Source organism: Desulfurobacterium pacificum (genome assembly GCF_900182835.1).
GTDB lineage: Bacteria > Aquificota > Aquificia > Desulfurobacteriales > Desulfurobacteriaceae > Desulfurobacterium_B > Desulfurobacterium_B pacificum.
In genome coordinates, this window is record NZ_FXUB01000004.1 from 42459 (window position 1) to 67276 (window position 24818).

Annotated in this window: 20 protein-coding genes and 1 tRNA gene; 4 read left to right on the forward strand and 17 right to left on the reverse strand. The window is 39.1% G+C overall.

Features of this window, described 5'->3' with window-relative positions; genetic code table 11:
- Positions 1 to 10: 10 nt before the first annotated feature.
- The 13 genes from QOL23_RS06785 to QOL23_RS06845 form a co-directional block, all read right to left on the reverse strand.
- On the reverse strand, positions 11 to 283 hold the full coding sequence (locus QOL23_RS06785; protein ID WP_283400832.1) for a hypothetical protein: 273 nt from the start codon (positions 281 to 283) through the stop codon (positions 11 to 13).
- The gene (locus QOL23_RS06790) at positions 283 to 2250 is read right to left on the reverse strand and encodes a hydantoinase/oxoprolinase family protein (RefSeq protein ID WP_283400833.1); all 1968 of its coding nucleotides are present in this window, start codon (positions 2248 to 2250) and stop codon (positions 283 to 285) included. The genes QOL23_RS06785 and QOL23_RS06790 overlap by 1 nt, the downstream gene beginning before the upstream one ends.
- Positions 2247 to 6755, reverse strand: a complete 4509-nt coding sequence (locus QOL23_RS06795) for a DEAD/DEAH box helicase (protein WP_283400834.1) — start codon at positions 6753 to 6755, stop codon at positions 2247 to 2249. Before QOL23_RS06795 ends, QOL23_RS06790 begins: the two co-directional genes overlap by 4 nt.
- Complete coding sequence (locus QOL23_RS06800) at positions 6756 to 8678, reverse strand: hypothetical protein (RefSeq protein ID WP_283400835.1); 1923 nt, start codon at positions 8676 to 8678, stop codon at positions 6756 to 6758.
- Positions 8679 to 8736: 58 nt separating this feature from the next.
- Complete coding sequence (locus QOL23_RS06805; protein WP_283400836.1) at positions 8737 to 8946, reverse strand: hypothetical protein; 210 nt, start codon at positions 8944 to 8946, stop codon at positions 8737 to 8739.
- A gap of 315 nt (positions 8947 to 9261) precedes the next feature.
- Positions 9262 to 11364, reverse strand: coding sequence for an elongation factor G (gene fusA / locus QOL23_RS06810; protein WP_345782585.1), 2103 nt, complete (start codon positions 11362 to 11364; stop codon positions 9262 to 9264).
- 21 nt (positions 11365 to 11385) lie between these two features.
- Positions 11386 to 11856, reverse strand: a complete 471-nt coding sequence (rpsG, locus tag QOL23_RS06815; RefSeq protein ID WP_283400837.1) for a 30S ribosomal protein S7 — start codon at positions 11854 to 11856, stop codon at positions 11386 to 11388.
- A 16-nt stretch (positions 11857 to 11872) separates the two neighbouring features.
- A complete protein-coding gene (gene rpsL, locus QOL23_RS06820; protein ID WP_283400838.1) occupies positions 11873 to 12253 on the reverse strand; it encodes a 30S ribosomal protein S12 in 381 nt (126 codons plus the stop codon).
- Between the two features lie 130 nt (positions 12254 to 12383).
- Positions 12384 to 12812 (reverse strand): histidine kinase, encoded by a 429-nt coding sequence (locus QOL23_RS06825; RefSeq protein WP_283400839.1) that lies wholly within the window; start codon positions 12810 to 12812, stop codon positions 12384 to 12386.
- 170 nt (positions 12813 to 12982) lie between these two features.
- Entirely contained in the window at positions 12983 to 14521 is a 1539-nt protein-coding gene (locus QOL23_RS06830) for a 2-isopropylmalate synthase (RefSeq protein WP_283400840.1), read from the reverse strand.
- Between the two features lie 96 nt (positions 14522 to 14617).
- Positions 14618 to 14693: transfer RNA gene (locus QOL23_RS06835), tRNA-Asn, on the reverse strand.
- Between the two features lie 78 nt (positions 14694 to 14771).
- Positions 14772 to 15893, reverse strand: coding sequence for a radical SAM family heme chaperone HemW (gene hemW / locus QOL23_RS06840; protein ID WP_345782587.1), 1122 nt, complete (start codon positions 15891 to 15893; stop codon positions 14772 to 14774).
- Complete coding sequence (locus tag QOL23_RS06845; protein WP_283400841.1) at positions 15857 to 17344, reverse strand: tetratricopeptide repeat protein; 1488 nt, start codon at positions 17342 to 17344, stop codon at positions 15857 to 15859. The genes hemW and QOL23_RS06845 overlap by 37 nt, the downstream gene beginning before the upstream one ends.
- 71 nt (positions 17345 to 17415) lie before the next feature.
- Between QOL23_RS06845 and QOL23_RS06850 the strand changes: the two genes are divergently transcribed.
- From QOL23_RS06850 to argF, 4 genes are read left to right on the forward strand one after another with little or no spacing between them, the layout of a single operon-like run.
- On the forward strand, positions 17416 to 18297 hold the full coding sequence (locus QOL23_RS06850; protein ID WP_283400842.1) for an N-glycosylase/DNA lyase: 882 nt from the start codon (positions 17416 to 17418) through the stop codon (positions 18295 to 18297).
- A complete protein-coding gene (locus tag QOL23_RS06855) occupies positions 18294 to 18785 on the forward strand; it encodes a prepilin-type N-terminal cleavage/methylation domain-containing protein (protein ID WP_283400843.1) in 492 nt (163 codons plus the stop codon). The genes QOL23_RS06850 and QOL23_RS06855 overlap by 4 nt, the downstream gene beginning before the upstream one ends.
- Positions 18767 to 19003: a hypothetical protein gene (locus QOL23_RS06860; protein ID WP_283400844.1), complete on the forward strand. Its 237-nt coding sequence runs from the start codon at positions 18767 to 18769 to the stop codon at positions 19001 to 19003. Before QOL23_RS06855 ends, QOL23_RS06860 begins: the two co-directional genes overlap by 19 nt.
- Positions 19000 to 19929, forward strand: coding sequence for an ornithine carbamoyltransferase (gene argF, locus QOL23_RS06865; RefSeq protein WP_283400845.1), 930 nt, complete (start codon positions 19000 to 19002; stop codon positions 19927 to 19929). Before QOL23_RS06860 ends, argF begins: the two co-directional genes overlap by 4 nt.
- Positions 19930 to 20257: 328 nt before the next feature.
- Here argF and QOL23_RS06870 read toward each other — a convergent pair whose 3' ends face one another.
- From QOL23_RS06870 to QOL23_RS06885, 4 genes are read right to left on the reverse strand one after another with little or no spacing between them, the layout of a single operon-like run.
- The gene (locus QOL23_RS06870) at positions 20258 to 22885 is read right to left on the reverse strand and encodes a valine--tRNA ligase (protein ID WP_283400846.1); all 2628 of its coding nucleotides are present in this window, start codon (positions 22883 to 22885) and stop codon (positions 20258 to 20260) included.
- Positions 22885 to 24096 (reverse strand): homocysteine biosynthesis protein, encoded by a 1212-nt coding sequence (locus QOL23_RS06875; RefSeq protein WP_283400847.1) that lies wholly within the window; start codon positions 24094 to 24096, stop codon positions 22885 to 22887. The genes QOL23_RS06870 and QOL23_RS06875 overlap by 1 nt, the downstream gene beginning before the upstream one ends.
- Positions 24096 to 24512 (reverse strand): HI0074 family nucleotidyltransferase substrate-binding subunit, encoded by a 417-nt coding sequence (locus tag QOL23_RS06880; protein WP_283400848.1) that lies wholly within the window; start codon positions 24510 to 24512, stop codon positions 24096 to 24098. The genes QOL23_RS06875 and QOL23_RS06880 overlap by 1 nt, the downstream gene beginning before the upstream one ends.
- Complete coding sequence (locus QOL23_RS06885; RefSeq protein WP_283400849.1) at positions 24481 to 24816, reverse strand: nucleotidyltransferase family protein; 336 nt, start codon at positions 24814 to 24816, stop codon at positions 24481 to 24483. The genes QOL23_RS06880 and QOL23_RS06885 overlap by 32 nt, the downstream gene beginning before the upstream one ends.
- Positions 24817 to 24818 lie beyond the last annotated feature (2 nt).

Here is a 24818-nt window from a genome sequence, read left to right on the forward strand (position 1 = left end):
ATAAAATCCTTCAGTAATTCCAGATTTTACAAGCGTTTCTAAAACTTCCCTTTGTTTTTTCTTCAATTTCTTCATCGGAAATTCCCAAAATCGTTTTCCAGAAAACTCTGTTAACATCGTTAAATAAGTTGTAGTGCCTTAAGAAAACCTCCTTCAAATACTCTTCGCCGTATTCTCTGTAAACATCCCTCGGGTTGTCATACATCATTCTCCTTGCAACCAAAACGCTCTTCGTTCTGTTGCCGTCCCAGGAATACTTCAGTTCTTCTTTCTTCAAATCCATCAAACACCAACTATTAAGTTTTTATACTCATCTACAAAAACTTCTGCAAAGGGTGGAACAACCGTCGTTGAGCTGTATTCAACAATTATCGCTGCACCTTTTATTCTATTACCTGGAAGAAGTTTACTTCTGTCGTAAACGGGAACTTCCATCCAATCATCAAAGAACGCTTTTCTTCTGCACAGAACAGCCTCATCAGGGACTTTCTCTGAAGCTAAAGAAAATTTCTCCAGTTTTGGCTTTTCAACTCTTCCAGTTGCCCTTAACCTTACATTAACTACTTCAACTTCCCTTTCTGGCGAGGAATATCCGTAAACCTTTTCATGTTCTCTGTGGAAGTCATCTACAAAGTTTTCTGAAAAGGGAACTATCAGTTCGAAAGACTGTCCCCTATAACGGACATCAACAAACCTTTCTAAAAAAATATTTTCCTCTTCAATCCCTTCACTTATAAGCTCTTCAAAAGCCCTATCTTCAAGAACCTTAAAGAATTCATCAAGCGTCTGCAAGGATAATTCTTCATCCCTGACCATAACCGTAAGGGAATAGTCCTTAACCACATCCGACAAAAGCATACCCATAGCAGAAAGTATCCCGGGATTCAGCGGAACGATAACCTGGGGAATGTTAAGCGCTTTTGCAAGAAACGCGGCGTGAAGCCCGCCTGCTCCGCCGAAAGAAAAGAGAGAAAACTCTCTCGTATCGTATCCTCTTTCTATAGAAATTACCCTTATAGCCTTTTCCATCTTTGCGTTGGCAACGTCAATAATGCCTTTAGCAAGCTCTACGGGTGAAAGCCCCGCCTCTTCTGCCATTTTCTCAAAGTAAGGAATAATCCTTTCCGGATAGAGTTTCATTTTTCCGCCTAAAAAGTAGTCAGGAACGAGTCGCCCTAAAAAGAGGTTTGCATCGGTAACGGTTATCTTTTCGCCTTTTCCGTAGCATATAGGTCCCGGGTCTGCACCTGCACTTTCTGGTCCAACGGATAAAGCCCCGCCAGCGTCTATCTTTGCTATTGAACCGCCACCTGCTCCAACTGTGTGAATGTCTATAACGGGAACTTTTATCGGATAGCCTTCTATCTTTGCTTCTGTCGTTATTGTCGGCTTTCCGTCTATAAGGGAAACGTCCGTAGAAGTTCCGCCCATGTCAAAGGTTATCAGTTTATCGTATCCTGCTGCGCTGCCGATTTTCCAGGCGCCGGTAACGCCACCTGCCGGACCTGAAAGTATCGTTCTTACAGGTTGCTCTTTTGCAGTTGTAGAAGAAATAATCCCACCGTTTGACTGCATGATGGAAAGTCTGTCTTCATTACCAAGATGGCTTTCAAGAAATGAAATGTATTTCTTCATTTTCGGCATAACGTAGGCGTTAATTAGCGTAGTAGAACTCCTTTCAAACTCTCTAAACTCTGGAACTATTCTGCTGGATATAGAAACATCAAAACCATAAGAGTTTAAAATTTCAAAAGCTTTTTCTTCGTGGGAAGGATTGAGAAAAGAAAAAAGGAAAGAAACGGCAACAGATTCAACTTTTTCTTTTTTTAGAGCTTCAGCAATGCGTTGTAACTCTTCAACATCTAACGGTTCTATCTCTTCGCCTTTTGAAGTTATTCTTCCCTTAACGCCAAAAACCAAAGAGGAAGGAATAAGAGGAACAGGCTTTCGGTAGTGAAGGTCGTAAAGTTTTTCTCTGTTCTGCCTTCCTATAAAAAGGATGTCTTCAAAACCTCTATTTGTGATAAAAGCAGTTTTTGCCCCTTTCCTTTCAAGAACGGCATTTGTGGCAACGGTTGAACCGTGAACGACGTTTTTCTTTTCACTTTCGGCAATGAGTTGAATACCTTTGAGGACTGCTTCGGCAGGGTTGTGAGGGGTGGAGGGGATTTTTAAAACGCCCCATTCATTGTCCTTTTTATATATAAAATCTGTAAACGTTCCGCCAGTATCAACACCAATGATAATCATCCTCTAACTCCTGCCTTTCCAATTTCAATCAAATCTCTGGCAAAACGTCTCTGCAGTAGATCTGCAAAGTACTGGTTTGAATAGCTAAGAAGGCATGAAGGACAGCACGAATCTTCTCCGCAACTGCAATTTGAAACAATTTCTAACGCTTTATCAAGAACATCTTCAAAGTTTTCATAGATCTCTGTTATAAAACCGGCTCCAGCTGGAACGTTGTCATAAATGATCAACCTGCTTTCGTTATCCTCTGTTCTATAAATTGTTCCATCTATATCTTCCCTCTTTATGTCAAGAGCTTCAGAAGCTCCTTCCAAAATAGCGTAGAGGAGGGAGTAGTAAGCTTCTTGCTTATAGCTTGTAAGTTGTGGTGTAACTGGAGGAGGATTGATTACAAGGATATCAGTGTAGAACTGGTAACCAAGATAACAGCTGTTCTCATCTTTCTTTTTTCTTCCTTCTTTAAGAACTATGCTCAGGAGACCGGTATTTCTATCTACACGCCTATCTTCATGAAAGTTTATAACAGTTATTCTATTTCTCATAAAGCGAGATATTTCAAATTTTCCAACCGTTTTCTTATCCACTTTTCTGTTATTTTCTATGTTTCCACTAACAAAACTTCTAACTACGGCTCTTGGGATAGGTTTATAGAAAACATCTTTTGAAATAGGAAGTTTTTTCTTATTTTTGCTCTTAAAATTGACTATATCAAAAACTTCTTTGAGCTTTTTCTCGTTGAACTCAACTTTATCAAAAAAATGTCTTATATCTTTTACTTCAAAGCCAAAAGAAGGAACAAGATATTTATTAATTTCTACCTTATCTCCCCCACATGCTGGACAAGTTGTAAATTCTATCTTGTCTTTATCCCATGCATCTTTAAAATACAAACACTTCCGGCATACGAAGAAATAACGAATCTCCGGTTCTTTCTTAGGGAGAATCCTAACGTTAGTTGGCATGATCATGTGTTTTCTAACAACTACTTTTTCCCCGGGAGCATACTCTCTAATGGCGATTTTCAAATCTCTATCTAGTTGTATTTTCTTTGATAGTTTATGTCCAACTATTTTTAAAGGAACTACATCAACGGGAAAACCATATTTCGGAATGAAAACTTTTCTACTGAAAAAACTAATGATATCCTGCCTTTTGATTTGTTCAAGATAGGTTTCATACGCTTTTCCTATGGTAGATAAATAACCTACTTTTCCAAAGTCTCCAAACGATTTTTGAATCTCCAACTTAATTTTCTTTATAACTTCTTCCAGCTCTGAAATATCCTCTTTCAGTTCCTCTTCTATAGTTTCCCATAAAGTTTTAGAATTACTTCCGTAATCTTCTGGTAGTTTTCCATTCCACCATTTCCAATTCTCTAAATCGACTTCATTTCCTATAAGTTTTACCTCCTTTTCCTTCATATTTAAACTGGAAAGGATATTTCTTAGCTCCTCCTTAACTTCAACAGGTTTTGTTTCCATAAACTCTTCAAACTTTTTAAAGGCGTCATTGTCTCTGAAATCTTTAACAAAGACTCTACGACCAGTGAATTCTTTTCTAAGAAAGTAGGACAAAGCGACAGCGTTAAAGTGTCTTAAGAGAATTCTCCTGTTATTCAACTTGATTGCTGGAGGTTTTATTTCTCCTTTTATCATTTTGATAGGATTCTCAAAAACTTTTGAATCGTGAGGTCTGTTGAGAACGTAGGTTAAAATGTAAGCGTTTGTTCCCCTTCTTCCGGCTCTACCTGCTCTCTGGACATAGTTATCGGGTCTCGGTGGAACGTTGTGGAGAAAGACCATTTGAAGAGCTCCTATGTCCACTCCTAACTCAAATGTAGTAGAACAACTTAAGATATTTACATCTCCATTTGTGAATTTTCTCTGAATTTCCTCAGCTTCTTCCTTAGACAACTGAGCAGTGTGTTCTTCAACTATTGCTTTGTAATTCTTTGCTTTTCCTTTCTCCACATCTGAGAAGAAATTTAGGTAAAACTTAGAAACGGGAACACCGTCAATACTCTTCTCAATTAGATTCCCACTACACCCTGAATTTGTGCAGGCATTTTTAACATTCCAAGTATGGATTCTTCCACATTTATTACAGACATAAACTTTTCTGTTTTTCTGAACTCTCCACCTATGCGGTTCGATGACAAATCCTTCATATTCATCATCATGATGAACCAGAACCCTTTCGCTTTTTAAAATTTCCCATATTTCCTTGAGTAGTTCCACAATTTCACCGTCATTCAGAGTGGTTTCTGAAAACACTCTTTTCAAGAGGTGAAATCTTTTATTAGTAGAAAAAGAATCATCTTTTCTTCGGTATGGTATCCAAGAAGCAAGACCTCCCTTTCTTCTTCCGCCTTTATCTTCAAACTCTATTATCCCTCGATAGTCTAATACTTCATTGTCATCTCTAATAATTCTATTTTCTCTCAAACCTGCAAGGAGGTTATAGATAAGAGACTTAATCTCCTCCTTATTTAGATTAGATATTGGATAACCTCTCAAAGCTCTAATTCGTTCCAGAATTTTTTCTTCTTTATCTTTCGGTAAAAGAAACTTAACAAGACCTATCCTTTCCAAAGAATCATAAATAAGAGCAAATTCTCTCATAAAAACAGTGTCTATATCTTCCTGGTCCTCTAAATATTTTTTAAGTTTTTTCTCAAGAAACCTCTTGTCTACCGGTTCATAACTTAGATTCCTGTAAAATAACCATTTTTTCCACATTTCATTGTTAAAATCCTGATAGCCAGTAGCAAAGAAAGCGGCATCTCTCCTACTGTCCGAGAAAGCTATTATTTTCCTATCCTCTTTCTTTTTCGATTTTTCGACCAAGTGTCTAAATAAAACCTCCATGAGAACGGTCTGAGGTCTTTCCTGAGGAGGAGTAAAATAACTGAGCCACATTCCTTTTCTGTGCTTCTTCCCTTCAACTCCACAAGAGGGACATTTTTTAGGCTGAGGAAATACACTGTTTTCTTCTTCTTTAAGTTCGAAAACTTCAAGCCAGTTTTTTCCTTCTTTCTTTTTACGGGAAAGTTCACCAGTCTCTACATTAAGATAACATTTTGATGCTGATTTTCTTTTTTCTTTCGTCATCAGCTCAAGGGTATCTCTCGTTACTTCGTTCGGTATTGCAAGAAAGATTTTTTTCACTTTGTCAAGACCGACTGGATCGCCGGAGTATAGTTCTAATTTCTTTTCGTTCTTTTTGTTATTTATATAGCCTGTTATAAAGACTTCCCCGCAATAGCGGCATGTAGCCAATTGAAAAACTTTCTTTCCATTTCTCGTTCTTTCCATTTTGAAACTAAGATTTTCTATCTTCCCATCGTTACTTAAAGTAACGAAAACTCCATCAGGTGCTTTGACAAAAAAGTGATATCTTGCTTGAAGTTTTCTTAGCTGTGGAAGCAGTTCTTTATCCGATGGAAAGATATTGGAGAATTTCTTTTGAACTTCGGAAAATTCTCTTGGTTTAGAAATAAATTCTTTAATCTTCCCCAAGATATCCTTCTCATTTTCATCTTCAAACTGAGCTCTAACTACGTCTTCTTTATCAAAATTCTCACCAAATATTGCAGTGGCAAATTTTGCAGCTTTCTCGTTAACTTTTTCTTCGTCTTTTCCTCCCAGAGTAGCACTTGCTCCAATGCATATTGGAGATTCAAAACAAGCCCTCTGTTTCAATCTACGAAGGAGACAACCTATTTCTGCTCCTTTAGCTCCATCGTAAACATGAATTTCATCAAGCACGAGGAATTTTAAAGCTTTATCCTCAAAAAGAGGAGACTCCTTTGGTCTCAGAAGTAGATATTCCAGCATGGAGTAGTTGGTTATTAATATATCTGGTGGATTTGAAAGTATATCTTCACGGACTAAAAGTTCTTCTCTACACTCTTTCTTACGTTCCTTATAACTTTTCTCTCCTTCTTTTCTCTTTTTATCAAACTCTTCTTTAGTGTAATAAGTATCACCCGTATATCTTGCAAAAGTTATATCTGTACCTGCAAGAAATTTACGAAGTTCCTCTATTTGATCATTTGCAAGTGCATTCATCGGATAGATGAATATCGCTTTAACTCCGCTTTCCCTTTTACCGCTTCTGACTATGTAGTCAACAACCGGAATTAAGAAACTCAAAGTTTTTCCACTTCCAGTTCCGGTAGAAACAAGCACGTTCTTTTCTTGTCGAACTTTTCTTATAACTTCTTCTTGGTGTTTATAGAGAGAATGCTTAAATTCTTTTTTGAATATTTCCTTCGTTTCTTGTTCTAAAATCCCTTCAGAAACGAGATCTTCCAAGTTTGCACCTTGTTTATAGTTGGGAGTAGCTTGAACATATGGCCCCTTAAAAAACTTTTCTTTCTCTTCATCCATTTTTTCTCTTAGTTTGTCGTTTATATAGGAATATTTTGTTCTACAAATGGTATCAAGATAAAGATTAAATACTTTTTTTATTTCTTCCGTAAGTTTAAGGGGATCGATCTGCATCTATTCCTCCTCAATAGTCAAATATTTATTAACGATTCTGCGAAGGTATATATTTCTTTTTATCTGCTTCAAAATTTTTAAAGAAAGTTCTCTATCTCCTTTCATTTCTCTATCAACGATTTTTATACATTTAATGACAAACTCAATAAATCGTTTCCCCAACTCATCGGTTTCTGAAAGAGAAAGGTATAGAAACTCGCGAATTTTCTGTTTTTCTATTTCTTTAAGTTCTCTTGGAATTTTATATTTTAGTCTCCTAGAAACAAATCCATTATTTCTAACCATGCTGCTTTTCAACAAAAGTTCAAGAATTCTTTGTAATGAACATTTTCTCTTTCTACTCTTTCTACCAATAGTAAGGGTTTTTACATGCCTATTTTCGGAATATAACACGAGAGACAAAGGATAAACAAGTTTCTTGGGAGATAGTTGAGACAGATCCAATTCTTTTTCCCCAGAAAACTTATAAATCTCTTCTCCACATCTGTTGTAGAGATAAGCATATATTCCTTTTGGAAGCTTGGGAAGGAGAATCTTTTTCTTAACATCATCGTAAATTTCTCCAGATTGGAGTTTCTCAATGGCAGGATGAGAAACCTTGAAACTTCCAAACTCTTCCTCTATCTTTTCGCCAAGTTGATAAAAATTTCCTTTATAGGAGATGTTAAAGTTTTTTTCTAACTTTGGTCTTTCTGGAAGAAGGTAAATTTTCTGGGTTATTCTCTTCTTGCTACGGTAGGAAACTTTGTAAATTCCTGCTCTGGAAAAATGGGAAGGAAGATCATCTAAGGTATAGATTCCTTCCGGTGTTTCCAATAGAAGATCCTTTACAGCAGGAGAAACTTTTATAAAGAATTTTTTAGAGAATACTTTTCCCTTACCTCCAACTGGGACAAGAAAGTCTATATCTTCTCCCTCAAATTCAATAAGTCTTCCTAAATCTTCAACCTGAATTTTTAGACCATCAATTTCTAAACCTTCAACAGAATCCTCGATTCTTACAAGTTTACATCCATTTACCTCTTTTTCCTCTGGAAAATACCAGTCATTAAGCCAATTTTCATCAAGTTCCTCATAAAGCTCTTTCTTAATCAATAGGTAGGACGGTTCTTCTGAAAGATACAGTATTTCTTCTTTTTCATCCTTCCAACTTCTTATTCCTTTTTTATCTATAGATAGGAATAAGAAATCTTCCTTTTTTAACAAATTAGATAGATTATCTTTTGTCTGGTCTTTAACAGTTTTAAGCTTTTGGAGCTTGTAATCATGTAAAGCTTTTATTAACCAATCTGGAAGATCATAGTTGTTGCTATCTCCATTAAAAAAGGAAAAGACTTCACGTAAAACCTTCTTTAAAGGAACAAAGGTTTCTTCAAACTGGCAGGCATAGATAAATGTTTGTATCTTGTATTGGGATTTTTTGATCAGTTCCTCAAGCTTATCTTTTTCTAAAACATAGAGATGTTCTTCATCACCTTTTAACCTACTATAAATGAAGTAAGCCATTCTAACGAATTTATTTTTTAACCTTGGAGGAACTAAAACATGGAGAAGGATTAGGTTTACTTTTCCGTTTCCAGGTACTTTTTCTGGACAGAATAGATTTGCCTTGTCCAGTATTTTCTTAAAAGACTCAAAAAATTCGTTTTGTTCTTTTAATGATAGACCTTTCCAAAATTCTCGACCGTCTTCCCCGTATTGTTCACCTAAGAAGAGTAGATATACAAACCTATTTAAATCCTTTATACAACTATTAGCAATTCTCTCATTCATTCCTAAATATTCCTTAGCAAAAGCAACCATCTTTTCAACTGTTCTTCCGCGTAAACTCCTCGACTCTCGATAAATTTCAGACTTCAGTTTTTTAAGCTTTTCTAGTTCTCTCCATATACCTGGAATCTCCCACAGTAGCTGATAACCCAAATCTCCCTCCCTAATATTGAGTTATAATTTTTTTGTTTCAATTTCTTTTAGTGCCTCGTCAAAAACAAGTTTTTTTCTCTTCAATCAACTTTAAAACACCATGCCTTCTTCTTTCCCTATCTATAAGCCATTTCTGGAGAGAATCTCTGATAAGCTTACAGAAACTCTCTCTTTTGTCCTTTGCTATTCTTTTCAGTTCTTCTGCGAACTTCTTATCAATAATAATGGTTATTTTCTCTATTGCTATATGGTATGTGGTTATAAACATAAAGTCAATATTATTAAAATTGTATATAGAATCTCTTGAAGAAAATATGGTCTATAACCAAGGAACCGTGACGGAAGTATTCCCCCCTCAGAAGCTAAAAGAAGGCTATGACTGCCGTCGTTAATAAGCTTGTCCATATTTCACTCGCTATGCTTTCTAAAGGTTAGTGTTTCTGGTATCCTTTCCAATCCCTGTTTCAATTTCTGGTAGTTGACTTCCTGAAGCAGAATGACAGAAATAATTTCATCCAAAAACAAAATCCCCCCGCACCTTCCTACTCGGCACGGGGGGATTATAACGCTTTTTAAAAACTACTTACTTACTTCTTTCACCAATAATCTGCTCTGCAACGTTTGGCGGAACTTCCTCATAGTGGCTGAACTTCATGATGTAGGTAGCTCTACCCTGCGTCATAGAACGAAGGTCTGTAGCGTAACCAAACATCTCAGCAAGTGGAACGAGCGCTCTAATTACCTGAGCGTTACCGCGGGCTTCCATTCCTTGAACGCGACCACGCCTCTTGTTAAGGTCACCAATAACGTCACCCATAAACTCTTCAGGCGTAGTAACTTCAACTTCCATTATAGGCTCAAGGAGAACAGGATTAGCCTTCTTAGCACCTTCCTTAAACGCCATAGAACCGGCAATCTTAAACGCCATTTCAGAAGAGTCAACCTCGTGGTATGAACCGTCAAACAGCGTAACCTTGATATCAACCATAGGATATCCGGCAACAACGCCAGTTTCCATAGCTTCTCTTACACCAGCCTCAACGGCAGGAATGTATTCTTTAGGAACAACACCACCCTTAATTGTTTCGTGGAATTCAAATCCCTTACCAGGCTCAAGAGGCTCTATCTTAAGCCATACGTGACCGTATTGACCTCTACCACCTGTCTGCTTGATGAATTTACCTTCAGAAGTAACCTCTTTTCTAATTGTTTCTCTGTAAGCAACCTGAGGCTTACCAACGTTAACGTCAACGCCGAATTCTCTCTTCAATCTATCAACGATAATCTCAAGGTGAAGCTCACCCATTCCGGAAATAATCGTCTGTCCGGTCTCATGATCCATAGAAACGCGGAAAGATGGGTCTTCCTTGGCAAGCTTCTGTAATGCAAGAGAAAGCTTCTCCTGGTCAGCTTTTGTCTTAGGCTCAACCGCAACAGAGATAACCGGCTCTGGGAACTCCATAGCTTCAAGAAGAATTGGATGGTCAGGGTCACAAAGAGTATCACCTGTGTAAGTCTCTCTCAAACCAACAGCAGCGGCGATATCACCGGCACCAAGAACCGGAATTTCCTCTCTCTTGTTCGCGTGCATACGGAGAATTCTTGCAAGTCTTTCTTTTTTATCTCTTGTAGCGTTGTAAACGTAGGAACCGGACTCCATCAAACCGGAATAAACTCTCACGAACGTAAGCTGTCCAACGTAGGGGTCTGTAAGAATCTTAAACGCGAGAGCTGCGAACGGAGCGTCGTAAGAAGCAGGTCTCTCTTCCTCTTCGCCAGTTTTCGGATTAATACCCTTAATAGGAGGAATATCAAGCGGAGAAGGAAGATAATCAACTACTGCATCAAGAAGTGGCTGAACGCCCTTGTTCTTGAACGCGGAACCGCAAAGCATCGGGAAGAACTTAAGCTCAATAGTTCCTTTTCTGATAGCGGCTTTTATCTCATCTTCAGTAATCTCTTCACCTTCAAGGTACTTCATCATTATCTCTTCATCTACGTCAGCAATCGCCTCAAGCATCTTCTCGCGCCACTCTTCAGCAACAGGTACAAGGTCTTCAGGAATATCCTCGTAGTGGAACTTCGCACCAAGAGTTTCTTCTTCCCAAATAATTGCTTTCATAGTAATAAGGTCAACCACACCTTTAAATTCATCTTCAGCACCAACAGGTATTTGAAGAGGAACAGGCTTAGCACCAAGTTTTTCTTCAACTTCTCCAACAACCTTGAAGAAGTCAGCACCAATTCTGTCCATCTTGTTAACAAAGATTATTCTTGGAACGCGGTATTTGTCCGCCTGTCTCCAGACAGTTTCCGTCTGAGGCTGAACACCGCCAACGGAACAGAGAATAGTTACCGCACCGTCAAGAACCCTCAAAGAACGCTCAACTTCAATGGTAAAGTCAACGTGACCCGGCGTGTCAACGATGTTAATTCTGTGGTCACGCCAGAAGCAGGTAGTTGTAGCAGAGGTAATGGTAATACCTCTTTCCTTTTCCTGCTCCATCCAGTCCATTTCGGCGGCGCCTTCGTGAACTTCACCAATCTTGTGAATACGACCGGTATAGTAAAGAATACGCTCGGTAGTTGTAGTTTTACCGGCGTCTATGTGAGCGATAATTCCAATGTTCCTCACCTTTTCAAGAGGAACTTTAATCTGCTTAATAAGTGCTTGATTCTTACTCAACTTAGCCTCCCGCAATAAGTGTTACCATCTGTAGTGAGCAAAAGCTTTGTTTGCTTCTGCCATTCTGTGGGTATCTTCCTTCTTCTTGAAAGCACCACCACGCTCGTTATAAGCGTCAATAAGTTCATTCGCAAGTCTGTTAACCATTCCGCGCTCAGAACGAGCACGTGCAGCGTCCACGATCCACTTTAATGCAAGGTGAATTTGCCTTTCCGGTCTTACTTCCATAGGTACCTGATAAGTGGCACCACCAACACGGCGTGGACGTACTTCCATAATTGGCTTTACATTTTCAACAGCTTTGTGAAATACTGCTAATGGGTCTTCACCAAGCTTTTCCTTAATAATGTCAAAAGCGCCGTAAACAATCTTTTCTGCTTTGCTTTTTTTGCCGTCTTTCATGACCTTGTTGATAAGCTTTGCTACAAGCTTGTCACCGTAAACAGGGTCAGGAATTATTTCTCTTGGTGGAACAGGTCCTTTCCTTGGCATGTCCTTCCTCTCCTAATTATTTTTTCTCCTTAGGTCTTTTTGTTCCATACTTGGAACGGGATTGTCTTCTACCTTCAACCCCTGCTGCATCAAGGGCACCACGAATAATCTTGTAACGAACACCTGGAAGGTCCTTTACCCTTCCACCTCTCACAAGAACAACCGAGTGCTCCTGCAGGTTGTGTCCGATTCCTGGAATGTAAGCAGTTACTTCAATACCGTTAGAAAGCCTTACCCTCGCAACCTTACGAAGAGCAGAGTTCGGCTTTTTAGGGGTTGTTGTAAATACCCTTACACAAACACCTCTCTTTTGCGGATTCCCCTGCAGAGCAGGTGCTTTGGAACGCTTTACCTTCTTCTCGCGCCCCTTCCTCACCAGTTGGTTAATTGTGGGCATATTACTCCTCCTATTGTAGTTTGACAGGCTGAATATAAGCAAAGGCGTAAGATTTTGTCAAGGAATGATATGCAAAGGGAAGGAAAAATCAAGGTGGGGAAGTAAGAAGAAGGGGAGAAGAGGGGGGATTTTACCCCCTACCTTTCTTTTTAAGCAACTCTTTAGAAATAAGCAAACTATTTCTCAATCTTTCTAAAGCTTCCTTTATCTTTATCAAATCTACATCAGCCAAACTGCTTAGCTTTACTTCATTTTTATCTAAATTACCTTTTGACAACGACTCTGCAAAGTTAGTTATTTTCTCATAATCCTCTGAAACAATTCGGGAATAAACATACGTAACTACAAAGAAAAACAAACCAACGACAATTATTGCCACAAGAAGCTTCTCAAAAACCAACTTTGCAAGAGCAGGCTCTTTAACAGTATCAGCTACCACAAAATAAGCAACTACGAGAAAAATAAACGCAGTCGTGTAGTAGAACAGCCCCATTCTAACAGGATACGCTAACCTTATAGGCAAATCCGACATAAAAAAAGCTCTTAATATTTTTTTCACGCCTCACCTCCTGCTTTAATAATTTCTTTGAAAATAGAATTTTAACTCTATTTTTAGAAATATCAACACCATTAGATATTTATTAAGATGCTTAAAAGAATAAAAACAACCTTATATAAAACAAAAAGCCCCCTTTACAAGGGGGCTCTAAACATCTTCTATCTATCCTTCTACTTTTTTCGCTTTCTTTTTACCAACCTATCAAGAGCTTCCAAGAAAGCCAAAGCTGAGGCTCTAACTATATCTGGGTCTACTCCCCTACCACTAACCCTTATACCTTCATTCTCCACTGTTACGTAAACCTCAGCAAGAGCATCCGTTCCTGCAGTCAAAGCCCTTATCTTAAAATCTCTAAGGACAACTTCGTCTCCAACAGAAAGAGCATTCTTTATAGCTTTATACGTAGCATCTACAGGACCATTCCCTACAGCCAATCCTAATTTTTCACCATCTGGTGTTCTAACCTTAACTGTAGCAGAAGGGATAACTCCCTCACCACTTATAGCCTGGTTGGACGCAAGCTCGTAAACTTTTTCCTTTTTCTCACCTTCCAATCCCTCTATTATTAACTCTATATCTACATCGTAAATTTCTTTTTTCCTTGAAGCCAACTCTTTAAAACGTCTAAACGCTTCCTCTAATTTCTCTTCTTCTAACTCAATACCCATTTCTTCTAACTTTTTCCTGAAAGCGTGACGTCCAGAGTGTTTGCCCAAAACTATCTTTGATTCTTTTAAGCCTATATCCTCTGGCTTCATAATTTCATACGTTTCTCTGCATTCCAAAACACCGTGCTGATGGATACCAGATTCATGAGCGAAAGCGTTATCTCCAACTATAGGTTTCGTTCTGGAAATCAACACTCCCGTCAATCTACTAACTAACTGAGAAGTCTTGTATATCTGTTTTGTATCTATATCTGTATAAACAGGAAATTGGTCGGGACGTACCTTTATCGCCATAACTATCTCTTCCATTGCAGCGTTACCCGCTCTTTCACCTATACCATTGATGGTACATTCAACCTGTCTTGCCCCTGCCTTTACAGCCATCAGTGAGTTCGCTGTTGCCAAACCTAAGTCGTTATGACAATGAACACTTACAATAGCCTTGTCTATATTTGGAACGTTCTCTTTAATAGCCAAAATTCTCTCATACCATTCATCAGGTACAGCGTATCCAACAGTATCAGGTATATTTACAACTTTCGCACCTGCCTCTATTACTGCTTCTAAAACCTCAAATAGATATTTTAAATCTGTCCTCCCAGCATCCTCAGCAGAAAACTCTACTTCTGCCTTACCTTCACTTACATCCTGAATAAGCTTAACAGCTTCTACAGCTCTTTTTAGAGCTTCATCTCTACTCATTTTCAATTTGTATTTAAGATGAATATCTGAAGTAGCTATAAAGGTATGAATTCTTACTCTATTACCTTCCTTTAGTGCTTCCCAGGCTGTTTTTATATCGGCTTCAACTGCACGAGCAAGAGAACATACGGTAGAGTTTTTAACTTCCTTTGCTATTCTTTTAACAGCTTCAAAATCAGCCGGAGAACTAATGGCAAAACCTGCTTCTATTACATCAACTCCTAACTTTTCTAACTGCTTTGCTATCTGAACTTTTTCATCTACCGTTAAGTTAACGCCCGGCGTTTGTTCTCCATCCCTCAATGTAGTATCAAAAATGAATAATTTTTCCCTTTCCAATGACCTAACCTCCGAATAAGGATAATACTTCTTATGATAAGCAAAAGGAGGGATATTTCAAGAGAAGAATGGAATTTTATTGCCCAAAAATAAAAATGGCTCCCCGGGCCGGGCTCGAACCAGCGACCTGGTGGTTAACAGCCACCCGCTCTACCAGCTGAGCTACCGGGGAGCTTTGCTATGCAGAAATATAGGACACATCACAAACAGTGTCAATACTCCCAAAGCAAATTTTCTATCTACAAGAATCCTACAGCAAAGCCTTGATTATCTTAGATATAACGTAATTAGAAACAAAACAAGCTTTTTCTGTAAGTTTGAGAATAGGAAAGTCATATTCAATATATCCAGCTTCTTCTAAAACTTGCAGTTCTTCCTTTTCTAATTTTTCCTTAATTCCTAAAGACTTTAGATTAACTCCTGACATCAATCTAAGTCCCATTGCAAGTTTCATTTCTTTAAGCTCTTTTACTGAAAATGCAACAGCTTCTTCAATCGGTGTAAGATTAGACTCTAAAGAAAGAAAGTATCTATTCAAATTTGCGTAGTTTTTTCTATAAACATTACCAACAAACGAAGCCGCTGAGGGTCCTAATCCTTCATAATTGTCCAACCGCCAGTAATGGATATTGTGTCTACATTCAAAACCAGCTTTTGCAAAGTTAGATATTTCGTAATGCAAAAACCCTTCTGCTTTTAAAAGATCCCTTATCAAATCATACATTTTTTTAGTTTCTTCGTCTCCAACCAAATCGTTTTCAGATAACTGATGGAAGAACGGAGTATTCTCATATATCGTCAGCGCATAAGCAGAAACGTGCTTTATAGGAAACTCCAGAATCTGTTTTAATTCCTTTTCTATTGACCAAACAGTTTGCCCCGGTATTCCAAACATAATATCAACTGAAACATTCTTAAACACTGAAACTGCGTTCTCCAAAGCTCTTAAAGCCTGCTTTGAAGAATGTCTTCTCCCCAAAAACTTTAATAGTTTTTCAGAAAGCGTTTGAATCCCTATGCTAATTCTATTAATTCCTGCATCCTTCAATTCTCTCAAGTAAGAAAGCGTTGCGCTTTCTGGATTAACCTCTACAGTAACTTCGCTATACTGTGATACTCTTGATAAAAAAGAGTAGAAAAATTCTGGAGGCATAAGAGAAGGGGTTCCGCCTCCAAAATATATAGTTGGGAAAGCTTCCAGTACCGGCTGCTTGAGAGAAAATTCTTTGTGTAAAAACTTTTCATATTCCTTAACGTACTCTAAGTGAGAAACTGAGAAGAAATCGCAGTAAGGACATTTAGATTTGCAAAAAGGAACATGAACGTAAAGGGCTTTTATCGGTTGGTGGAAAGTAGAGCAATTTTCCTTGATAGTTCCTCCTCGTGAAGGTCTTTATTTGCTTCTTTATACCATAAAAGAGCTCTATCCTTCTCGCCTAAAGCTTCATATATTTCTCCCATTAAAGCCTTGATTTTTGCCGCCTTATCCGAAGTTAAATCTTCTCTCTGAAGTATATCTGTTAAAAACTCTAATGCCTCGTTATACCTTCCAAGAGACTTTAACGATTGAACAATTATAGAAACCGCCTTGAGAAAATGCTTGGAATTTTTTAAAACCTTTTTAGCATTCTCTATCGCCTCTTGATACTTTTCAAGCCCTAACATAGCTTCAGCAAGTGATATGTATTTGGTTCCATCTTTCTCTATTTGTTCAACTTCCCTATCTACATCTCTAAACGTCTCTACACCCAAAGAAATATCATCAACGTAGTCCGATATTAAATCATTAACGTTCAACGCTTCATCAAATGCTTCAAGAATGTCCTTAACTTCAGGCAACTCTTTCTCTACCTGCCTACTATCAATAGAGGAAATGTTAATATCATACCTGGAACTCGCAAAGGATAGCATGGAGTTATAGAAACCATCATCAACCAACTTCAGTCTCTGAAGATACTCTTTAGCGTCCTCTATCTCCCCTTCTTCAAAGGATATTCCCGAAAGCAGATAATATTTAGCCTTAGGAGATGAAATTACCGATGCAACCTTTCTAAGAGATTCCAAAGAACCTGAACTTCTAAACGTCTCTATGACAAACTTCAGAAACTCTGGATTGGAAGCATTAGTTTCTAAAATTTTTAACAATATTGAAGAAACATCCTCTCCTTTCAAATGAGAAACTACTTCAACTAACTGTCTATCCATATTTTCAGTTCTTCTAATGTTACGAGCTTTAAAAAGAGACCTTAAAGCTCCTTTATAATCTTTCAAATTTACGTACATATTTCCAGCTAACACATAATTCTTAAAAGCTTCCTCCAAACTTCCATTCCCAGCAAGTAAATCCGCATATTTTTCATAAAAGAAAGGATGAAACCTTTTTTCCAATAGTTCTTGAATAAGTTCTACTATTCGAGTCGTATCTGAAGAAGCATCCATCATTGTTTTATAAGTGTTAATCAGAAGTTTAAATGCTTCATAATACAAACCCTTCTTTTCATAAGCATGCGCCAAGAGTCTTAAAACCTTAACATTAAATGGGTCTATACGAAGTGCTTTCTTTAATACAGCAATAGCAATATCGTAGTACTCTTCCCTTATCTTTTTTTCCGCAAACTCTATTATTGACTGCAGAGCCTCTTTCTTTTTCCCTAATCTAACCAAGGCATCAACGTAGAAGTTAAGAATAGATAATGAATTTGGATTACGTTTTATGATTTTTTTCCCTATTTCAGCTATTTTAAAATAATCTTTGGAAGCAACAGCTTCCTGAAATTGTTCTTCTTCAGATTTTGGTTTTTTAAAAAAATCAAATAACCCCAACTTTCCTCCCTTTGAGGTGACCAACAGGTTCTCAAGTATAATTATACTCAAGAGACTTTTAGAGGGTAGTCATGAAAAAAATAGACCTCCAACTCAATATAGAAAGAGCAAGAGAAGTGGCTTTTACCTTACTTAAAGCTCTAAAGGAAGAAGGTATCTTTGGTGAAAAAGACTTACCGGATGATGTCGCCCAAAAAATAATGAATGAGATAGATGAAGAGGCTTTTCTATCTATGGTAACTCTTACAACATCTTTAGATTACATGAGGAACGCGAACAAGTTGTGGGAAAGCTCCATAAATACGTTAAAAGATGAAGAGGTAAACTGGGTTTTCTCACCTAAAGAGGTAACGAAAAGAGGAAAGGAGAAACTCAAAAAAGCTTTAATGAAACATGGTCTTGCAGCGAAAAAAGACAAAGACACAGAAATATGGTATCGGATATCGGAAACGTTAACTAAAGAGTTTAATGGCAGTATAAAGAAGTTTTTTGAAAGGTTTAACTACGATGTAAAGGAGATGTTTGAAACTCTACACAAAAAAGAAAAAGAGAATTTTCCGAGTTTATCAGGTATAAAGATTTTTCCACACTGGATAAGGAGCTTGAAAGATAAAAAAAACCTACCCTTTAAGAATGTAGAAAAACTGCCCATACCTGTTGACGTTCACGTAGCAAGAGCAACTTTTACAACCGGCTGCATTACAGGAAAGTATAAGGCAAAAGGTATAACTGAAACACTCAGAAAAAAGGTAATAGAAGTATGGGAAAAGGGACTTGAAGGAACGGGAATTTCACCGATAGAGATGTTTCGCCCACTATGGCTACTCAGCAAGCACGGATGCCATTACAGAAAGAACGGAGAAAGACCAAAATTAGAAGAGTGTCCTGTTAAAGATTTCTGCGTTGACGGAAAAGTCATAGTAACTTCTAAAAAGGTGGAAATAGAAACGTGAAAAAATTGGGATTTACTCTCTTAGAACTTCTTATAGTATTGGTAATACTATCTCTAATTCTAACTTTAATACTACCTGCAGTAATAAACGAAAACCTCAGCGATATGGCGTCTTTTAAGAATAAGGTTAAAAGCGCAATGGACCAAATTTCTCTTCACTCTACGGAAGAAAGTATATGTGCGGATTTCAAGAATAACTCCATTTCTATTGGTAAAGCCAAAATCCCCCTTCCTACCCCCTTTCAACTAACAACTTTTGTGAAACCTTATACTTTAATATCCGGTGAAAACCATAACTCTTTCTGTTTCACAGCTTCAAAACCAACAGTTGCCGGTTTTATTGCAAAAAGTAAAGACCATTATTTAATAATCGCTATGTTTTTACCGGTAGGAGAAGTAGAATTTTCCGAAACCGACCAAGCTGAAGCAGAAACGTTTAAGGATAAGGTAAGTAAGGGGAGGATTTTAGAATGGTTCAACTCCTATTAATCATTTTACTCATAGCGGTAGGGGGACTTTTTATCTTTTCTATAAAACTTCTTTTCACGCTCAAAGAAATTATTGGAAAGTGGGAAGAGACAGAAAGCGAAATTGTTAAAATTAAAAGGCAGATTTCAGACTTAGAAGTCAAAACCAGTGACCTTGAAGAAAGGCTAAAACTACTCTTATCTCAAATTCAAAACTTAACGAAAGAGAGGGAAGAATGAAAGATTTTATATCAATGGTTCAAGCAGACACGCTGTTTATAGAAAACATCATCTCACTATCTTCTTTCTTAAAAGAGAAGCAGAAAAAAGGCGAACTTTACAGACCTTTAAAAGGATTTACAGCAGCGCTCATTTTTGAAAAACCGTCAACGAGAACGAGAGTTTCCTTTGAAGTGGGCGTTTACCAATTGGGTGGACACGGCGTTTATATGGATACAAGAAGCTCTCAACTTGGAAGGGGAGAACCGATAAAGGACACAGCGAGAGTTCTTTCAAGATACGTTGACCTGATAGTAATAAGAACGTTCGGTCAGGGAAGAGTAGAAGAGTTAGCAAAGTATTCAAACGTTCCAGTAATCAACGCTCTAACGGACGAAGAACACCCCTGTCAGGTTTTAGCAGACCTCTTTACCATTTGGGAATACAAGAGAAATCTGAAAGGATTAAAAGTTGCCTACTTAGGCGACGGAAACAACATGTGCAACTCCTGGCTGATAGGCGCAGCATACGCCGGAATGAAGTTTTACGCAGCAACGCCAGAAGGTTTTGAACCGCTAAAAGAATATGTGGAAAAAGCAAAAGAGATAGCAAAAGAAACAGGTGCGGAGATAGTATTAACTCACGACCCCGTAAAAGCGGTAAAAGATGCTGATGTAATATATACTGACGTCTGGGCATCTATGGGACAGGAAGAAGAAGCAGAAAAAAGGAAACAAATATTTATGCCTTATCAGGTAAATGCCGAACTGGTAAAACACGCAAAGCCAGACTTTTTATTTATGCACTGCCTACCTGCTCACAGAGGAGAAGAGGTAACGAACGAAGTAATTGAAGGTGAACGCTCCGTCGTTTGGGACCAGGCTGAAAACAGACTACACACTCAAAAAGCGCTGATGCTGAAATTGGTGAGGAAAACAACTTTTTAAGATAAATCCCCTCCGCGTCGGAGGGGAAATTTATTTAACGTCAGTTTTAGGCTCAAGAGTTCTAATCATTGATAAGACGAATACAAAAAATACCACAAACACCGCTAACAAAAGTAAAATAGATATAAGCATTCACACCCCCGCTAATGCACTTTACTCTCTTCGTCAACCAACTTAAAACGACAAAAACAAACACCCCCAGTAATTCTATCGATAATTTCTCAAAACCATACTTAATAACAGTAACAGCAATACCAGAAATTAAGGCAATTTGCAGCGTTAACAACGCTTTATAAATTTCATATAACAGTTGAGCTCTTATGTTCAATTAAACCAGCTCCTTTAACTGCTTTAGCGTTTCTGTAAATCTGTCGTAAACCTCTTTAAGCTCTGTCAACTCGCTTTTAGCCTTCTCAACTACGTCTGCTGGTGCTTTTTTCAGAAAGTTCTCGTTGGAAAGTTTCTTTTCAAGTTTGGAAATGTCTTTCTCTAAAGACTTTAGCTTTTTAGAAATTCTGTCTATCTCTTTCTCAACATCTATAACGTCAGCAACCTGAACGTAAACCTCTGCTTCCGGCAGGAAGAAAGCAACAGAGTTAGAAGGTTTCTCCGCAACAATTTCTATTTTTGAAACCCTTGCAAGCTGCTTTATGGATTCCTCCATACTTTCTAAAACGCCGCGGAGCGCTTCCTCTTTCACGCGAACAAATACCGGCACTCTGGTAGAAGGAGGAATGTTAAGTTCAGCTTTGGCGTTTCTGATTCCCCTTACTATCTCTTTAATTACCTCTACTAATTTTGCATCTTCGGGGAAGTTCCAGCACGTAGCGCAGGGCCACGGGGCAATGACGATAGATTCCGCATCCTTGTTAGGAAGCTTCTGATAGATTTCTTCTGTAAGGAACGGCATTATTGGGTGAAGAACTTTTAAAGCATCTCTTAAAACGGTAGCAAGAACGTAGGCAGCGGTTCTCTTTTCCTCTTCAGTCCCTTTGTAAAGCCTTTGTTTTGAAAACTCTATATACCAGTCTGCAAACTCGTTCCAGAGGAACTGGTAGATGGCTTTGGCAGCGTCGTTAAACCTGTAAGCTGTAAGTTCCCTGTCAACAGTTTCTATTGTTTCGGAAAGCTTCGTAAGAATCCACCTGTCTTCTGGTTTGTAGAACTTTTTTCCCTCAAGGTTTACACCTTCAAGAGCGTTGAGAACGAAGCGGGCAATGTTCCATACCTTGTTGGCAAAGTGTCTATAACCTTCAATGATTTTTTCTGAAAGCCTTATGTCCCTACCTTGAGCGGCAAGAGCAGCAAGGGTAAAGCGCAACGTATCTGCACCGTATTTTTCAACCATCTCAAGGGGGTCTATGACGTTCCCCTTCGTTTTTGACATCTTCTGACCTTTTTCGTCTCTAACCAAAGCGTGAACGTAAACGTCGGAAAACGGCTTTTCTTTCATAAAGTGGTATCCCATCATCATCATTCGGGACACCCAGAAGAAGATAATGTCAAAGCCGGTAACTAAAAGGTCTGTTGGGTAAAAAGCTTTGAGGTCGTCGGTTTCTTCAGGCCAGCCGAAAACGCCAAAGGGCCACATGGCGGAGCTGAACCAGGTGTCAAGAACGTCTTCGTCCTGCTTTAAGTTCTGGCTTCCGCACTTTTCACACTTTACGGGCGTTTCTTCACAAACGTTAACGTGACCGCAGTCCTGACAATACCAGGCGGGAATTCTGTGCCCCCACCATATCTGCCTTGAGATGCACCAGTCTCTGATGTTATACATCCAGTCAAAGAAGGTGTTCTCCCACTGCTTTGGAATGAACTTTATCTCGCCAGTTTTTACCGCTTCTATAGGTTTTTCCGCCAAAGGTTTTGTCTTTACAAACCACTGGTCTGAAAGGTAAGGCTCCACAACCGTTTTACACCTGTAACAGTGACCGACGGCGTGAATGTGGGGTTCTACTTTTTCAAGCAGTCCTTCCTCTTTCAGCCTTGAAACGATTGCTTCTCTTGCTTCAAATCTGTCCATCCCTTTAAACGGCTCTACCGTTATCCTGCCCCAGTCGTCCATTACTTGAATTGCGGGAAGGTTGTGGCGCGTGCCGACTTCAAAGTCGTTAAAGTCGTGGGCAGGCGTTATCTTTACGGCACCCGTTCCGAATTCCGGGTCAACGTATTCGTCTGCAATTACGGGGATTTCTCTGTTAACTATTGGAAGAACGACTTTTTTGCCGATATAGTCTTTGTAGCGCTCATCGTTCGGGTTAACAGCTACTGCAACGTCACCTAACATCGTTTCAGGTCTTGTAGTTGCAACGACTATGTAGCCGCTGCCGTCGGCCAAAGGATAGCGGATATACCAGAGGTTACCCTGCTTTTCTTCGTATTCAACTTCAAGGTCTGAAAGAGCCGTGTGGCATCTGGGACACCAGTTGATAAGCCTCTTACCTCTGTATATCAATCCTTCTTTGTAAAGGGTTACAAATGCTCTGCGGACTGCCTTTGAAAAGCCTTCATCCATCGTAAAGCGTTCTCTTTCCCAGTCACACGACGTTCCAAGTTTTTTGAGCTGGTTTATGATTCTGCTTCCATACTGCTCCTTCCACTTCCACACTCTTTTAACGAACTCTTCTCTGCCGACGTCGTGTCTCGTTAATCCTTCCTTTGCCAGTTCTCTTTCAACGACCCACTGAGTCGCTATGCCGGCGTGGTCTGTTCCGGGAACCCAGCAAACTTCGTAGCCTTTCATTCTTTTCCAGCGGCAAACGATGTCCTGAAGGGTAGAGTTAAGAGCGTGACCTACGTGAAGAACTCCGGTAACGTTGGGGGGCGGTAAAACTACGCTGAACTTTTTCTTTTCGCCGGAAAGAACTTTCTTCTCGTCTGCGTGGAAGTATCCTTTTTCAAGCCAGAACCTATACCACTTATCTTCAAAAGCTGCTGGATTGTAAGTTGCTTCCATTACTCTTCCTCCTCTCTTTCAAATTTGACGTCCGGTTCTGGAGCGGGAAGGCGTTCTGCCGGTTTTGATATTTCAAACTCTCCCTTTTGTATCCACTCTTTAAGTATGTTGGCTATCTCCCTTGCTTTATAGTAGGAAGAGACGGGGGAGGTGGGGATTTTCTTACCCTCAAGCTCTATGACACCGCTCCTTAACTCTGCGTAGCTTACGTATTTTAACGGCTTGGCGTTTCCAGACGGGTAGTCAACAGAGTAGTCTATTACAGGGGCAAAAATTTCGCTGTCTTTTACAGAAGTGTAGTAGGCTATCCTCTCGTTTAAGATAGGAATGGGAATGCCTATTCCAACGAACATGGATACACCGTAGCCCAATATAGACGCTGCCTTTATAAAGTCTGTTGACATCTGCTTCAGGTCACCAACAACCATAAGGGTTCCAGCACCTTCCATCGGTTGCCCTTTCTTGCTTCGCTTCACTCCGAAAGGTGCGTGCTGGGTGCCGTGAAAGGCAACGTATCCTATACCGCCGCCTAAAAATATTCTCGTTCCTATACCTATCGTTTCAAAGAATGGGTCGTTCATTAAGGGCGAAAGCTGTCCTGCACCTGAATAGGTAGCGTTACCGAAGTTGGGCTTTAAAGTTCCCATGTAGGTATAGACAGTTCGGGAAGATTTGTTAACGGCAACGTTGTAGTTTTGATAGGCGTTTCGCGGGCTACAGAGTATTGCATCGTTTATGGTGTTTATGTTAATCAGCTTTTTTATCTCTCTACGGGGATAGCAGTCCGTCCCGTATCCGTAGGCTTCAAGTTCTATATCTTCGCCCGATAAAAGTTCTTCTATTACGTGTGCACCGCCGTATTCAAACTTTCCCGGATAGACTTCGTTGCGAGGGTCGTTTTCCGGCAGTGCAGTAGCGCCGATGTAAAGGTCAACGGCTGCTATACCTCCGTATGCAGGAACGCCGTTTAAGTATATCTCTTCCATCTTCATTCGCGGTTTAGTATGCCCAACGTTGAGGAAAGCTCCGGAAGAGCACATTGCGCCAAAAGTTCCGGTTGTAACGACGTCAACTTCTTCTGCCGCCTTTACGACTCCAAGCTCTTCCACTATCTCTATCATCTCTTCGGCGGTAACAACTACCGCTTCACCTTTGCGTATCTTTTCGTTAATCTCTTCGTAGGTCTTGTTAACTTTAAACTGTTGTTCCATCAACGCTCTCCTTGTAGTTCCGAAAGCTCTTTTTCAAGGGAAAGTATAAGATTTTTAAAGGCGGTGTGCTGGCTCCTTATCATCTCATACACATCAAGAGCGATTTCCTGATTATACGTGTGAGAAGTAAGGTTTCTGGCTTCTAACAGCGAAAGCCATTTTTCTTCATCTTCTATCCAGCCCAACCTGTAGGCTAACTTTATACAATTTCTGCCGGAATTACATTCACCCGCACCGAGAGCTTCTGCAAATTTTTTTATTGTCTTCCAGGCTAATTCAAAGGTAAACTCAAAGCGCTGAATGGTAGCGTCAATGACTATGCCTGTTTCTTCTGGGTTCATGGCTAACGCTTCTTTCAGGCGATTGTAAGTCTCTTTTAACGTTTTAAGCTTTGTCTTTAACTCTTCTGCCGTCATATAAGATTACTCCCGTTCTTTTTACGGCTTCGGCAAATTTGGTGGAAGTTCTCTTTAAATCTATTAAATCAAAACTTTTTAGTGTAGGAAGATTGTCAAGTTCTTCTCTTATTTGGGCGAGGGTGGCGGGGGGGATTTTTTCTTCCCCTTCTAAAGCTATGTCAAAGTCAGAATTATATTTATAAGTTCCTTTAGCTCTTGAACCGAAAATATAAACAGAAACTTCCGGTAACCTGCAAGAAACGATTTCAACAACCTTTTTAAGAATTTCCTCATCTGTTAATGGTTTAACGGATTTTGCCATTA

Bases quoted from the DNA above. Each gene is read 5' to 3' on its own strand.
- QOL23_RS06785 (WP_283400832.1), bottom strand. From the start codon at position 283: ATGGATTTGAAGAAAGAAGAACTGAAGTATTCCTGGGACGGCAACAGA.
- QOL23_RS06790 (WP_283400833.1), bottom strand. From the start codon at position 2,250: ATGATTATCATTGGTGTTGATACTGGCGGAACGTTTACAGATTTTATA.
- QOL23_RS06795 (WP_283400834.1), bottom strand. From the start codon at position 6,755: ATGCAGATCGATCCCCTTAAACTTACGGAAGAAATAAAAAAAGTATTT.
- QOL23_RS06805 (WP_283400836.1), bottom strand. From the start codon at position 8,946: ATGTTTATAACCACATACCATATAGCAATAGAGAAAATAACCATTATT.
- rpsG (WP_283400837.1), bottom strand. From the start codon at position 11,856: ATGCCAAGGAAAGGACCTGTTCCACCAAGAGAAATAATTCCTGACCCT.
- rpsL (WP_283400838.1), bottom strand. From the start codon at position 12,253: ATGCCCACAATTAACCAACTGGTGAGGAAGGGGCGCGAGAAGAAGGTA.
- QOL23_RS06850 (WP_283400842.1), top strand. From the start codon at position 17,416: ATGAAAAAAATAGACCTCCAACTCAATATAGAAAGAGCAAGAGAAGTG.
- QOL23_RS06860 (WP_283400844.1), top strand. From the start codon at position 18,767: ATGGTTCAACTCCTATTAATCATTTTACTCATAGCGGTAGGGGGACTT.
- argF (WP_283400845.1), top strand. From the start codon at position 19,000: ATGAAAGATTTTATATCAATGGTTCAAGCAGACACGCTGTTTATAGAA.
- QOL23_RS06870 (WP_283400846.1), bottom strand. From the start codon at position 22,885: ATGGAAGCAACTTACAATCCAGCAGCTTTTGAAGATAAGTGGTATAGG.
- QOL23_RS06875 (WP_283400847.1), bottom strand. From the start codon at position 24,096: ATGGAACAACAGTTTAAAGTTAACAAGACCTACGAAGAGATTAACGAA.
- QOL23_RS06880 (WP_283400848.1), bottom strand. From the start codon at position 24,512: ATGACGGCAGAAGAGTTAAAGACAAAGCTTAAAACGTTAAAAGAGACT.
- QOL23_RS06885 (WP_283400849.1), bottom strand. From the start codon at position 24,816: ATGGCAAAATCCGTTAAACCATTAACAGATGAGGAAATTCTTAAAAAG.